At 71.4% G+C, this 13,672-nt stretch carries 11 protein-coding genes; 3 read left to right on the top strand and 8 right to left on the bottom strand.

All coding sequences use genetic code 11. The features are described 5' to 3' along the window. Positions 1 to 8: 8 nt before the first annotated feature. The 3 genes from VF746_06725 to VF746_06715 all read right to left on the bottom strand — a co-directional run bounded on the left by VF746_06725 (position 9) and on the right by VF746_06715 (position 4,125). The gene (locus VF746_06725; protein HEX8692093.1) at positions 9 to 470 is read right to left on the bottom strand and encodes a hypothetical protein; all 462 of its coding nucleotides are present in this window, start codon (positions 468 to 470) and stop codon (positions 9 to 11) included. A 380-nt stretch (positions 471 to 850) separates the two neighbouring features. Further along, the gene (trxB, locus tag VF746_06720; GenBank protein ID HEX8692092.1) at positions 851 to 1,897 is read right to left on the bottom strand and encodes a thioredoxin-disulfide reductase; all 1,047 of its coding nucleotides are present in this window, start codon (positions 1,895 to 1,897) and stop codon (positions 851 to 853) included. 245 nt (positions 1,898 to 2,142) lie between these two features. Continuing rightward, a complete protein-coding gene (locus VF746_06715) occupies positions 2,143 to 4,125 on the bottom strand; it encodes an ABC transporter transmembrane domain-containing protein (protein HEX8692091.1) in 1,983 nt (660 codons plus the stop codon). 376 nt (positions 4,126 to 4,501) lie between these two features. On the opposite strand from VF746_06715, the gene VF746_06710 reads away from it, so the two are divergent. Then, positions 4,502 to 6,487, top strand: a complete 1,986-nt coding sequence (locus tag VF746_06710; protein HEX8692090.1) for a hypothetical protein — start codon at positions 4,502 to 4,504, stop codon at positions 6,485 to 6,487. Positions 6,488 to 6,740: 253 nt separating this feature from the next. Then, entirely contained in the window at positions 6,741 to 7,376 is a 636-nt protein-coding gene (locus tag VF746_06705) for a hypothetical protein (protein HEX8692089.1), read from the top strand. Positions 7,377 to 7,449: 73 nt separating this feature from the next. Here VF746_06705 and VF746_06700 read toward each other — a convergent pair whose 3' ends face one another. Then, positions 7,450 to 8,550 carry an ATP-binding protein gene (locus VF746_06700; protein HEX8692088.1) on the bottom strand — a complete coding sequence of 367 codons (1,101 nt, stop codon included), beginning with the start codon at positions 8,548 to 8,550 and terminating at the stop codon, positions 7,450 to 7,452. 191 nt (positions 8,551 to 8,741) lie between these two features. Between VF746_06700 and VF746_06695 the strand changes: the two genes are divergently transcribed. Beyond that, entirely contained in the window at positions 8,742 to 9,674 is a 933-nt protein-coding gene (locus tag VF746_06695) for a DUF3667 domain-containing protein (protein ID HEX8692087.1), read from the top strand. On the opposite strand, the gene VF746_06690 is transcribed toward VF746_06695, so the two are convergent. From VF746_06690 to VF746_06675, 4 genes are all read right to left on the bottom strand, one after another. Continuing rightward, the gene (locus VF746_06690) at positions 9,671 to 10,210 is read right to left on the bottom strand and encodes a GAF domain-containing protein (GenBank protein HEX8692086.1); all 540 of its coding nucleotides are present in this window, start codon (positions 10,208 to 10,210) and stop codon (positions 9,671 to 9,673) included. The two genes, VF746_06695 and VF746_06690, sit on opposite strands and share 4 nt — an antisense overlap. Before the next feature lie 440 nt (positions 10,211 to 10,650). Beyond that, the gene (locus VF746_06685; GenBank protein HEX8692085.1) at positions 10,651 to 11,829 is read right to left on the bottom strand and encodes a zinc-dependent alcohol dehydrogenase; all 1,179 of its coding nucleotides are present in this window, start codon (positions 11,827 to 11,829) and stop codon (positions 10,651 to 10,653) included. Further along, on the bottom strand, positions 11,826 to 12,350 hold the full coding sequence (locus VF746_06680) for a hypothetical protein (protein ID HEX8692084.1): 525 nt from the start codon (positions 12,348 to 12,350) through the stop codon (positions 11,826 to 11,828). The genes VF746_06685 and VF746_06680 overlap by 4 nt, the downstream gene beginning before the upstream one ends. Continuing rightward, on the bottom strand, positions 12,337 to 13,104 hold the full coding sequence (locus tag VF746_06675) for an SRPBCC family protein (GenBank protein ID HEX8692083.1): 768 nt from the start codon (positions 13,102 to 13,104) through the stop codon (positions 12,337 to 12,339). The genes VF746_06680 and VF746_06675 overlap by 14 nt, the downstream gene beginning before the upstream one ends. Positions 13,105 to 13,672 lie beyond the last annotated feature (568 nt).

Genomic DNA, 13,672 nt, shown 5'->3' with positions numbered 1-13,672 from the left:
CGCGCCGCTCAGCGCTTCCAGAACTTCCAGCGCGGGCGGCGGGGGGCGGCGTCGGTCCCGGGCGCGGGCACCGGGACGGACGCGGACCGGCCGGGGTACTTCTCCGAGAGGCGGGCGATCTCCGCCTTCACGTCGAGCGGGCTGTCCCTGGGCACGTCGATCACCACCACGCCGCCGAAGACCCGGCTCCACACGCCGCCCGCTTCTTCCACCCGACGGCAGAGCGCCGCGAAGTCGTCGGAGTCCAGCAGCGCGCGCCAGAGCAGCCAGCGGTAGCTGCGGTAGGGCGAGCGCCGGACGACGCGCACCAGCCGGAGCTCGCCGGACGGCAGCGGCTCCACCTCCACGACGTTCCCCACCCGCGCGCGAGCCGTGCTGACGGCGGACTCCTCGATCCGCCAGCGGTTGGGCCCGGCCGGCGTCGCGAGCACGCCCTCGCTCCATTCGCCTTCCGCGTCCCGGAACCGCATCGTGACCTCCCGAGGCTCGCCGCGCGCGGGCACCTCTCCCGTGTCGGTCACCGGCTCACGCGGTTTCAGCACGATTTGCATTCTGCCGCCTCTGTGCTCTGTATCACCCCAGGTCCGGATAAACAGCGTGGATGAAGCGAGCGGGCATCCGTGTCGCTACCGCGCCCGACCCACGTGGAGAGGTGAGAAGATTCTTCGGCCCTGCGATCATTCGTGCGGCTGCCGGTCCCGGGCGATCGGGCCTCAGAATACAGCGAACCCCGCCTGGTCATCCGTGAGTCCAGTGCTCGAAGGGGAGACCGAACCATGCCGCGAAGGATCGCGAAGGGCCGCGTTCCCGGTGGCGGGACGCGGCCCTGATCGTCGGTACGGGGTGGCTCTCAGGCCGTGAGCTCCATCGCCTCGCCGGTGCCGACGGAGCTCTCGGCCGTCTCCAGCACGGGCGATTCGGCCTCGGCCACGCCGTGGTGCGCCAGCCAGCGCTCCGCCTCCAGCGCCGCCATGCACCCGGTGCCCGCGGCCGTGATCGCCTGGCGGAAGTAGTCGTCCATCACGTCGCCGGCGGCGAACACCCCCTCCACCGACGTCTCCGTGCGGAACGCCTTGCACAGCTTGATGTAGCCGCCGGGCGTCAGCTCGAGCTGCCCGCCCAGGAACGCCGTGTTGGGCGTGTGGCCGATGGCGACGAAGAGGCCGCCGCAGGGGAAGTCCTCCTCCGCGCCCGTCACCGTGTCGCGCAGGCGCACGCCGGTCAGGAACCGGTCGCCCAGCACGTCGACCACCTGCGAGTTCCAGCGCACGGTGATCTTGGGGTTCCCCAGCACGCGCTCCTGCATCACCTGCGAGGCGCGGAAGGCGTCGCGGCGGTGCACGATCACCACCTCGCTGGCGAACTTGGTGAGGTAGGTGGCCTCTTCCATGGCCGTGTCGCCGCCGCCGACGACCACCAGCCGCTGCTCGCGGAAGGCCGGGAGCGCGCCGTCGCACACCGCGCACGCCGACACGCCGCCGCCGGTCTGCGCCAGGCGCTGCTCGTTCTCCAGCCCCAGCCAGTTGGCGCTGGCGCCCGTGGCGACGATCACCGCCTTCGCGCGCAGCTCCGGAGACCAGGTGGGGCGCAGCACGAACGGGCGCGCGGACAAGTCCACCGAGGCCACGTTCTCCATCATGGTGCGCGCGCCGAAGCAGACGGCCTGCGCCTCCATCTTCTCCATCAGCTCCTGTCCGCTCACCCCTTGCGGGAAGCCGGGGTAGTTCTCGATGTCGGTGGTGAGCATGAGCTGCCCGCCGGGGATCATCACCCCCGACGGCTCGCCCTTGATCACCAGCGGGTCCAGGTTGGCGCGCGCCGCGTAGAGCGCCGCCGTCCAGGCCGCCGGCCCGGAGCCGATGATCACCAGCGTTTCGACCTTCCCTTCGGAAGCCATCCTGCTCTCCACGGATTCGGAGGTGGGTGCAATCGGTGCTGGCGGATTATAGCGACGCCGTCAACCGTCGCAACGGGAAAGTGCGAAGTGCGAAGTGCGAAAGTGCGAGAGTGCGAGAGTGCGAGAGTGCGAGAGTGCGAGAGTGCGAGAGTGCGAGAGTGCGAGAGTGCGAGAGTGCGAGAGTGCGAGAGTGATCGATCGCGGTTTACTTTCGCACTTTCGCACTCAGCACTTTCGCACTTCGGTCAGACCAGCCCCTCCATCGCCAGCTCCTCGCGCACCGCCTCGGAGGGCGTCTCGGCCTCGGCGGCTTCCGCGTCCGCGGGCTCGTCGCGGAACTGGCGGGCGTAGAGGCGCGCGTACAGGCCGCCGCGGGCCAGCAGCTCGGCGTGGGTGCCCTCCTCCACGACCTCCCCCCGGTCCAGCACCAGCAGCCGGTTCGCCCGCCGCACCGTCGAGAGGCGGTGGGCGATGATCAGCGTGGTGCGGCCCTTCAGCAGGTGGTTGAGCGCGTCCTCGATCAGCGCCTCGCTCTCGGCGTCCAGGCTGCTGGTGGCCTCGTCCAGGATCAGCACCGTGGGGTCCTTCAGGATCGCGCGCGCCAGGGCCACGCGCTGGCGCTGCCCGCCCGAGAGCTTCACCCCCCGCTCGCCCACCCGGGTGTCGTAGCCGTCGGGGAGGAGCTGCACGAACTCGTGCGCGTGCGCCGCCCGCGCCGCCGCCTCGACCTCCGCGTCGCTCGCCTCGGGGCGGCCGTAGGCGATGTTCTCGCGGACGCTGCCGCTGAAGAGGAGCGTCTCCTGCGGCACCAGCCCCACCGCCGCGCGCAGCTCCGCCAGCCGCAGCTCGCGGATGTCGACGCCGTCCAGCGCCACCCGCCCGCCCTGCGCGTCCCAGAAGCGCGGGATCAGCCCCGCGATGGTGGTCTTCCCCGCGCCCGAGGGGCCAACCAGCGCCACCGTCTCCCCCGGCGCGATGCGGAAGCTGACGCCGCGCAGCGTCCAGTCGGGCGGCGTCTCAAGGGGCGGCGGGGCGGCGTCCTCCTTGGGCGGGAGCCACCACATCATCGGGTTCCCCGGCGGCGGCAGCGTGGGGAGCTCGGCCGGGCGCTCGTAGCGGAACCAGACCTCTTCGAACGCCACCTCGCCGCGCACCGGCTGGGGCAGCGGCACGGGCCGGTCGGGGTCGCGCAGGCGCGGGCGGGCGTTCAGGATCTCGAAGACGCGCCCCGCGGCGCCGGTGGCCTCCTGGTAGGCGCTCCAGAGCTGCCCGATCCCGCCCACCGAGCTGGCCGCGTAGCCGGCGTAGAGGAGGAAGCTCACCAGCGTGCCGGCCGTCAGCTCGCCCGCCAGCACCATCTTGCCGCCCACCCACAGCACCAGCACGCTGGCGCTGAAGGTGGCGAAGCCGATGACGCTGGAGAACAGCCCGCGCGTCACCGCCCGCTTGAGCGCGACGGCCACCGCGTGGTCCATCCGCTGGCCGTAGCGCCCGCGCTCGTGCTCCTCGCCCACGAAGCTCTGCACCACGCGGATCTGCGCGAACGCCTCCTCGGCGATGGCCGTGGCCTCGGCCACCTGGTCCATCACCCCCAGCGACGACTTGCGCAGCAGCTTGCCGAAGTAGGCGCCGGTGCCGACGACGATCGGGACCACCGCCAGCGTCAGCAGCGCCAGCTGCGCCTGGGTGAGCACCAGCATGACGATCGTCCCCGCCAGGGTGAGCGCCAGCCGGAACAGCTCGGAGACGTAGGTGGAGAGCACCGCCTGCATCATCCCCACGTCGGCGGTGAGGCGGCTGGTGAGCTCGCCCGTGCGGCGGTCGGCGAAGAAGGCGGGCGGCAGCGTCAGCAGGTGCCCGAAGAGGTCGCGCCGGATCCCCGCGATCACCCGCTCGCCCACGGCGGAGAGCAGGTACGTCTGCCCGAAGGTGAGCACCGCCTGGAGGGCGAAGAGCGCGAAGAGGAAGAGCGCCGTCCGGTTCAGCAGCCGCGCGTCGGGGGAGACGGCGGCCGCGTCGAGGATGCGCCCCACCACCGCCGGGAACACCAGCGACGCCGCCGTGCCCGCCAGCAGCATCACCGTGGCGATGCCGAGCGCGCCGGCGTGCGGCCGGAGCCGCGGCGTGAGCCGGCGCAGCTCGCCGCCCTTCACCTTCTGCCAGAAGGTGAGCTTCGGCTTCGCCGGGGGCGCGGCGGGCGGGGTCTGCGGAGGCGTGGCCTGGCTCATCCGGACGGGAGACGGGGGAGCACGCCGCGGGCGGTCCCGTGGCGGAAACGAGCGTGGAATCTAACGGGGAGGGGAAGCGGGCTCAAAGCGGCGGCGCAATCTGCGCGGTGTGGACGGGATTTCTCGGAGGCGGCTGTCTCGGCGGATGACGTGCCGAACCTTCTTCACACTCAGCGATCTTGCATTCTGCGTTCGATTATGGTACCATTTGTTTCCTTCCATTCGGGACAATCGGTGAGAGCGGTCCTTCTGCAGCGCAGCCACCTCCCATTTCTATCCCGTACAATCCCCTCGACCAGAGGCTTCCGTGCATCCCGTTTCCCCGTGGAGGTACACTGGCCCGCCCTTCCGGCGACGCTACCTGGCTCTTGCAGCGGTGCTGCTGGTCGGCTGCACGGATAAGGCGGCATCCCCAGTTGCTCCGCCCGCCGGACCGGAGCTCGATGCCACGCCTGTGGTGGATAGCCCCGGTCCCGACCTGGTGATCCATCCGCGCTTCGAGATCGACCTGGATGTGGAAGGCACACTCAGGCCTGGACATCCGATCCACTTCACGGTGCGCGGCAGCGCTCGCTTCGCAACGCGCGAGGGCGAGGTACGGCTGATCCTGCCGGAGGTGGCCGCCGCCGAGCGGAGCGGCTGGGAGGTGGTGGAGATTCCGGCCGGCGAGGAGTCACCCGCGCACTTCGGGATGCGCAAGAGCTTCGCGGTGGGGGAGACGTTCCGTGAGCGCGCCACGATCATCATTCCGGAGCCGGGCTACTACAGTGTCATGGCAGTGGCGACCCAGCGCTCCGACGATCGGGCCACGGACGGCGGCCAGGTGGTAGGCACCGGGGCCGGACGCGAGCTCTGGTTGTGGATCGACGAGCACGGCGGGCGGGTGACCGAGCGGTTCGACCCCACGCTGTTTCCAGGGGGAACGCGCCGGGTGCGGGGGCCGCTGGGCTCGGAGCGGAAGCCGCCGCGCATTCGCCACCGCGGTACCGTCGTCACCTGCAGCATCTGGTCTGGCGACACCACGCAGGTGGTCATGACACTGTGTCCGAGCACCGACAGCGTGACGCTCTCTCCACCGCCGCCTCCGCCACCGGATGGCAACGCCACGGCGGCGGTCACGGTCACGTACAACGATCAAGGGACCGGGATCGTGCGGCCCCTTGCCGAGGCGTGGGTGGCGTGGAAGGTGTTCGACACGGCGACCAGCAGCGAGGTCGGGCGTGGCGGCGGGTACACGAACGCGAGCGGAGTGAGCCCGACCATCGATTGCCTTGGGCCCAGCAGCGGGCGCCGGTTGGAGTTGACGGTGCACACCGAGAACCGGAAGGCGGAGGTCAAGAGCTACATTACGTCGAACCCCGATCGGACCACGGCCGGACAATATTTCGGAGCCTGCGGAGGCAGCATCGCCGTGACCGCGGACAACCAGCAGAGTCACCTGTTCACGAACCTGAACAAGACCTGGGGCGGGCACCGGAGCCGGTTCGGGTCCGATCCGCCCGCGATCATCCGGGCCGGGCTGTACCCCGTCAGCTCGTACGGGACCCGCTACGACTACATTCAAGGGGAACTGCACATCGAACCGGCCTGGGATCACATCTGGGGTGAAATGGGTGTGCTGGTCGCGGCGCACGAGTACGGGCACCTCTGGCAGGATCGCTACCTGTATCAATCCCCCGCGCGGGACGGTCTGATGCGGTACTACAGAGACTCCTGTCCGAGGGAACATTTTCCGGGGAACAAGACCAACTTCGGCTGCGCGCTCGGGGAGGCTTTCGCGGACTGGTACGCGGTGCTGGTTCGGGAGGGCGATCTGCCGAACTGGAAGAGAGATCTGGAAGAGAACCGCCATTACCTGAACTGCGCCGGCCCCCTCTGCACCGACGACGGTTCGGTCGTGCAGGGCGCAATTCATGCGTTCCTGTGGGACATCACCGATCCCACGGGGGAGACGAACGACAACGTCCAGAAAGCACCCTCGGACGTGACGATTGCGATCAAGACCTGCGAGGTCTCGTTGCAGGTCGGCGGAAGCTTTTCTCCGTATACCGGGATCGATCACCTGATCTGGTGCATGGAGGACCGTTTCCCGTACCAGGTGCGAATGATCACTTCGGCGGGCGAGAGGCTGATGACGTTCTTCGACACCCGGCCGCAGAGCTCGTGGGCGCAGGACGCTCGAGGTTTCACCGTGGACCCGTTCAGCGACAACTTCCGTCGGCTGTGGCTGTTCAACCTCTACCGGAAGCGGGACGGCGTGGGGGGAGTTCCGACTTTCCGGAATCTCCAGCCCGAGGAGGATCCCGCCATACCGCCGGATGAGCCGACCGATCCAACCTGCGGGACGCAGATCACCTGCTGAGGTGCCCGCCCGGATGCAAGCAGCGAAATGGCTCCTGGGAGCGGTGTCGCTCGGCACCGCTGCAGCCTGCGCCGGCCCGCGAGTGGACCGTTCGCCCTCGCCGCGAGGCGAGGCCGTCCAGGACACCGCGTGGCCGGTGCCGCCGCTAGGGGTGGGCGCCTCCGGGTACGCGCTCCTGCGCGGTACCGCCTCCTGGGCCGACGGCGTGCCGGTGCGGGGTGGCGAAGTGGTGGCCGAGTGCCCGCCCGGATACATGGTGAACCACACCCGGACGGACAGCGCCGGAGGGTACCGGCTCCGCTTTGCGCTCTCGGGCTACTACATCCTCCCCGAGGACGGCGTGGTGCCTTGCGTGGTACGCCTGGCGTGGCGCCTCCATCCCAGCGTACCGGCACACGCGATCCCTGCGCGGTTCGCCCGGAACATCTCCGAGGTGGTCGCCACCGACGTGCCTCCGCTGGTGGAGCGCTACACCGCCGCGCAGGCGGGCCAGCCCGGCGGCGGAAGGCTGCTGCCTGTGGAGTTCGCGGCCGTCCCGCTGTACGGTGACCAGCCCACTCCGGACACGTCGCTGCGGGCGTTCGCGGGACCAGGCGAAATCCGCGTCACCGGAGTCCTGCCGGCACCGGAGAGCCCCGGTGTGTATGCCTGGGTCGGTCGGGCGGAACTCCGCGGGTCCGGAGACGTCGTGCTGTACCTTCTCGCCGAAGCCGCGTCCCGCGGCAGCACCGTCCTCCTTCCACACCGCTTCGAGGCCGTGATCCGCGACGTTCCCGCGGGACGGTACGCCGTGGGGGTCCACGTGCTCCGGGCCGACGAGCCGTGGCCCGACCGGCGGCCGGCACATCCCGCGCGGACGCTCGACGGCGTGCTTGTCCCCGGCGGCTAATCTGCCGGGGACTCCCGCGCTGGAAGGATCGTCGTCGGGGCGCCGCCCGGGTGTCGCGCCCGAACGTGTGCGGCTACTCCTCGGCCGGCTGGCCCAGCGGGATCTCCGCGCGCACCCGGGTGCCGGTGCCGGGGGTGCTCTCCACGCGCACGCGGCCGCCCAGGTAGGCGGCGCGCTCGTTCATTCCGAAGAGGCCCAGGCCCCCGCCGTCGGTCGACATCACGTTCTCGGGGTCGAAGCCGCGGCCGTCGTCGTCCACCGTCACCACCAGGCGCTCCGGCTCGCGCGTGATGCGCACGGCCGCGCGGGTGGCGCGGGCGTGGCGCACCACGTTGCTGAGCGCCTCCTGCACGATGCGGTAGGTGGCCAGCTCGGCCTCGGGGCGCAGGCCGCTGTCCACCTCGCCGTCGGCGTGCACGGTGATGTGCAGGCCGGAGATCTCCCGCAGGGTGCGCGCGTGCCCCTCGATGGCGGGCACCAGCCCCAGCTCGTCGAGCGCGGGCGGGCGCAGCCCCCGCGCGAAGCGGCGGATCCCCTCCAGCGCGCCGCCCACCTCGGCGCGCATCTCGTCCAGCAGCGCGCCCACCGCCTCGGGGTCCTTCGCCGCGCGCACCACGCGGATGCGGATCAGCAGCGCGGCCAGCATCTGCGCCGTCTCGTCGTGCAGCTCGCGGGCGATGCGCTTGCGCTCCTCCTCGGCCGCGCCCAGCGCGCGCGCCGCCACGTCGCGCAGCCGCTCGCGGTAGCGGGCCACGGCGTCCAGCATGCCGTTGAAGGTGCGCGTGAGCCGGAGCAGCTCGCGGTCGGCCACGGCACTCTCGGGGGCGCGGCAGTCCAGCTCGCCCTTCTGCACCCGCGCGGCGGTGCCCTCCAGCGTGTCGAGCGGCCGGAGCGCCAGCCGCAGGATCAGCGCGTTCACCGCCAGGGTCACCGCGATCCCCGCCAGCGCCAGCGCGCCCACCAGGTCCAGCGTGGAGCGGTCGGGCGAGCGGCGCACGTACGCCGCCGTCACGGTGCTGCCGAAGATGGTCCCCACCAGCACCAGCACCGCGTTGGCGATCAGGATCTTGTAGAAGAGCGGCACGCGCAGCGCCGCCCGCACCAGCCGCGGCAGGCGCTTCGGCGGCCCGCCGGGCGGAGAGGGTTCGGCGTCGTGCTCGGGGTCCGTGGCCATGCGCGCCGGCGTCGGGAGGGAGGAGGGGACGGCGGGGAAGATACGCGCGCGGGGAGAGGGAGGACAACGAACCGGGAGGCGGTCCCGCCCGTCCGACAGCGGGTCGCGGCAGGATGATTGCCTGTAGGGAGCCGCGACGCCACCTTGCAGGCGGAAGCGGACCTCGCGGCTGAAGCCCGGCACACCGGCCGATGACCGAGCAGGCGCCACCCCGAAGCTGGAGCCTTCCGCGCTGGCGGCGCCCGGCGCCGTCCCCCGGCGCGTGCGCCAACTGCGGCACGCCGGTGAGCGACCACTACTGCCCGCACTGCGGCCAGCGCAACGCGCCGCGGGTGGTGTCGCTCCGGCGCCTGCTGGCCGAGGCGGTCGAGGACCAGTTCTCGCTCAACGCCGCGCTCCCCCGCACCCTCCGCGCGCTCTTCCTCCGCCCAGGGCATCTCACCCGCGAGTACGTGACCGGGCGCATCGCGCGCTACATCCCGCCCTTCCGCCTCTACCTGATCGCCAGCCTCCTCTTCTTCATCGGCCTCTCGTTCGTGACCGACCCGGACGCGATGATCCGGGAGATGGAGACGAGGGTGCCGGCGGACTCGCTGCGCGTCCTGCAGACCGACCCGTCGGCGCCGCCCAGGTACGAGAACGTGAACTTCAGCTTCGACACCGTGAAGGCCAACCGGCTGTGGAAGCCGCTGGCGAGGCGCCTCCAGCAGCAGGCGGACCGGATCAACTCGCTCACCCCGCGCGAGTCGATCCGGCTGCTGTCGTCCGGCATGCTGCGGACGGCGCCCAAGGTGGTGTTCGCGCTGCTCCCCGTCTTCGCGGCGATGCTCTGGCTGCTGTACGCGCGCAGGCGGCGGATGTACGTGGAGCACTTCGTCTTCTCGCTGCACGTGCACGCCTTCGCCTTCCTGCTCTTCGCGGCGGCGCTCCTCCTCAGGAGCAGGGTGCTGGGCGGCCTCTTCTTCGCCTGGGTCTTGGTCTACCTGTTCCTGGCGATGAAGAAGAACTACGGCCAGGGCTACCTCCTGACCGGCCTGAAGTACCTGGCGCTCCTCTCCGTCTACTTCTTCGTGGTGATCTTCGGGGTCGCGGCCACCCTGCTCCTCACGGTGCTGACCGTCTAGCCCGCGCCGACCACCGGCCGCGGCTCCTTGTTCGCGAGCAGCGCCACGATCCGCTCCAGCCAGCGCCGGTCCACCTCGTCGAACGCCGCCGGGAGGGTGCTGTCCACGTCCAGCACGGCCACGAGCTCGCCGGCCGCGTCGAAGACGGGGACGACGATCTCCGACGCCGACGCCGCGTCGCAGGCGATGTGGCCGGGGAAGGCGGCGACGTCGTCGACCACCACCGTCTCGCGCCGGGTGGCCGCCGCGCCGCAGACGCCGCGCGAGAAGTCGATGTCCAGGCACCCCATCGTCCCCTGGTACGGCCCCACCAGCAGGCGCGTGGGTCCCACGCGGCGGTAGAACCCGGTCCAGAAGTAGTACGGGAAGGCGTTGTGGAGGAGGCACGCCACCGTCGCCATGGCCGCCAGCAGGTCCGGCTCTCCGGCCAGGCACGCCTCCACCTGCGCCGCGACCTCGCCGTAGCGCTCCTCCTTGGCGGCCGCGTCCATGCGCAGCTCGCCGGTCTTGTCGGCGACGAACGTGTATTCGGCCATCGTTCAGTGCGTTAGTGCGTTAGTGCGTTAGTGCGTTAGTGCGTTAGTGCGTTAGTGCGTTAGTGCGTTAGTGCGTTAGTGCGTTAGTGCGTTGTCCGCCGCCGGGCTTCGGCGCGGGACTCCAATCTAACGCGCCGCGCCAGGGTTTTGGTCTGGTCCGGGCGGCTCAAGCCGCGGCAACAACAGCAGGAAGCCTCGCAAACCGCGCGAGGCTGCGGGGGCGAGGTCCCGCGCGTTTCGGCGAGGATCGGTGTGGAGCCGGGCACGGGCGAGGCAGGGCCTCGCCCCAACAGAACGGTACGAAGCGCGGCGAACCAGGCTCGGTCCGCCGCGCTGTTGTCTTGCCGTTGAAGCCTCGCGGGGTTTGCGAGGCTTGCTGCCTTTGTTGCCGCGGCTTCAGCCGCCCGCGACACCTGGGCACTGGGCACTGGGCACTTCCCTCACGGCGTCAGCACCACCTTCACGCACTCGTCCTGCTTCTCCTTGAAGATCTTGTAGCCGTGCGGCGCGTCGTCCAGGCCCATCGAGTGGGTGATCACGAGGGAGGGGTCGATGTCGCCCTGCTCCACGTGCTCCAGCAGCCGGCGCAGGTAACGGTGCACGTGCGTCTGGCCCATGCGGAAGGTGAGCCCCTTCGCGAACGCGGCGCCGAAGTTCACCTTGTCGAGCAGGCCGCCGTAGACGCCCGGGATCGACACCGTCCCGCCCTTGCGGCACGCCTGGATCGCCTGGCGCAGCGCGATCGGGCGGTCGGTCTCCAGGCGCAGCGCCTGCCTGGCCCGGTCGTACCACCACTCCAGCCCCTTCCCGTGCGCCTCCATCCCCACCGCGTCGATGCACGCGTCGGGGCCGCGCCCGCCGGTGAGGTCGCGCACGGCGTCGGTCACGTCGAGCAGCCCGCCCACCTCCTCGTAGTTCAGCACCTCGGCGCCGCCCGCCTGCGCCATCCTCAGCCGCGCCTCCTCGCGGTCGATGGCGATCACCCGCCCCGCGCCCAGCAGGAAGGCGCTGCGGATGGCGAACTGCCCCACCGGCCCGCACCCCCACACCGCGATCGTGTCGCCCTCGCGGATCCCGCAGTTCTCGGCCGCCATGTAGCCGGTGGGGAAGATGTCGGTGAGGAAGATCACCTTCTCGTCGGGCAGGTGCTCGGGAATGACGAGCGGCCCCACGTCGGCGAAGGGGACGCGCGCGTACTCGGCCTGGCCGCCCGCGTAGCCGCCGTACAGGTGCGAGTAGCCGAAGAGCCCGGCGCCCGCGTAGCCGTACATCTTCTCCAGCGCCGCCGCGTTCGGGTTGGAGTTGTCGCAGAGCGACCAGAGGTCCTGCTCGCAGAACCAGCAGCGCCCGCAGGCGATGTTGAAGGGGACCACCACCCGGTCGCCGACGGAGACGTTCTTCACCTCCGAGCCCACCTCCATCACCTCGCCCATGAACTCGTGGCCGAGGATGTCGCCGTCGCGCATGGAGGGGACGTAGCCGTCCACCAGGTGCAGGTCCGAGCCGCAGATGCAGGTGGTGGTGACGCGGACGACGGCGTCGCGCGGGTTCAGGATCTCGGGGTCGGGGACGTCGTCGACGCGCACGTCGTCGACCCCGTGCCAGCAGACCGCCTTCATCCTCCCCTCCTCCTCCCCCGCGCGGAGCGCCCCCGCGGCCCGGCCGGCCACCCGTCGTCCGCCTCGTCCGGCTCGCCGTCTTCCTCCAGTTCCCGCGCGGCGCTGGCCCACCCGGCGGAGAGCAGCGCCTCGGCCGCGGCGTCCAGCAGGTACACGGGGGGGATGCGCCGCCGGGCCACGTACCACACGTCGATCCCGGCCAGCACCGCCGCGCTCCCCGCGCCCAGCCAGGCGATCTCGGGCGTCACCCGCCGCCGCGCCCCGGCCGCCGCCAGCACCCCGCCGATCACCCCCACCAGCCCGCCCACGGTCTTCACCAGCCACCCCTCGGCCTTGGGACCGGTGACGGCCTCGAACGACTCGAGCGAGAGGTAGGGCCAGACGCCGGTGGCCGCGTAGTAGCCGCCCTGGAGGAGGGCCACCGTCTCGGCGCGCGAGAAGTCGCGGCGCGGCGCTTCGCCCAGGGGCCCGGGCGGGGGGCCGCGGCGGACGACGCGCAGGTGCCGGTCACCGCCCGGCATCGTCCTCCCACTCCTCGCGCGCCGAGGGCTGGCCGCTGGTGGTGGCGATCTCGCCCGCCTCCATCAGCGCGCGGAAGCGCCGCAGGTCGCCGCGCACCATCTCGGCCGGCGCCTGGTGGAAGACGCGGGCGACCGCCTGGCCCACCACGCCGGCGGGGGGATCGAACTCCACGAAGTGGCGCACCTCGGTCCGCCCGTCGCCGGCGGGGAGGAACTGCACCCAGCCGCGGTTGGGCAGATCCGAGCCGGGGAGCGACTCCCAGGCGATCAGCTCGCCCGGGCGGTCTTCGGTGACCTCGCTCTCCCACTCCCACGAGCGCCCCATCGGCCCCGTGGCGGTCCAGCGCGAGCGCGCCTCGCCCAGGACCTCCACGCGGGAGATGCGGTCCATGTAGCGGGGGGCGTTGCGGAAGTCTCGCCAGAAGGCGTAGAGCTCGTCGGCCGGGCGGTTGACGGTGACGGAGGCCGTCACGCTCACGGCCGCCTCCTCGTCTTCCGCGAGCCGGCCGCGCAGCCCCTCGCCCGCGGTGTCCATCCCGAGCGCGCCGTAGAGGAACGAGTGCCCGGTGAGGCCGCGGTGCACGAGCGCCGCCCCCGCGAGCCCCAGCAGCGCGCCGCCCAGGCCGCGCCGCCGGGCGCCGAACCCCGCCAGCGCGGCCCCGCCCAGCACCGAGGCGATGCGCTCGCTCCTCCCCACGTTCACCTCGCCGCCGCCGCCCAGCGTGGCCTGCAGCCGATGCGCGATCTCCGCCACGTTCCGAACCTCGCGTCTGACGGTTTGATGGTCTCGCGACGGGTTGCGCGCGGGTGCAAGAGGTGGGCCCGGGTGGGGTGGCGAAGTGCGAAGTCCGAAGTGCGAAGTGCGAAGTGCGGGAGGTCTGGTGTGCTTCGGCGGGATCGTCGCGGCGGCGGGGGCCCTCACCCGGCGCCGCTACCGCGTCGCCACCCTCTCCCAACTTCGGGAGAGGGTACTCTGCGGCTCGGTGCGGGAACGCGCCCCGTAGGGGCGAGGCCTGCCTCGCCCGGCGGGACCGTCGGAATGAGGGGGAGATCGGGATTCGCGCGGAACGCTGCGTGGGAGTCCGCGCAGGCGGACTTTGCGCTGTCGTAGCCCCGGGTTTATGCTGATTGACGATCTGCTTCGGTATTCGCGATCGAAGTTCCCGTAGGGGCGAGGCAGGCCTCGCCCGGATGGCCGAAGGCCATCACGCGGCGACATGCCCGGCCCGCTTCGACGAGCTTTGGTGTTGCGAGAGGCAGCGGGCGAGGCAGGCCTCGCCCCTACGAGCCCGATTACCGGATCAGATTCTCAATCGGCATCA

The sequence above is a fragment of the Longimicrobium sp. genome (assembly GCA_036389795.1).
In the GTDB taxonomy this organism is placed as follows: domain Bacteria; phylum Gemmatimonadota; class Gemmatimonadetes; order Longimicrobiales; family Longimicrobiaceae; genus Longimicrobium.
This window is presented reverse-complemented; position numbering and strand designations above follow the sequence as displayed.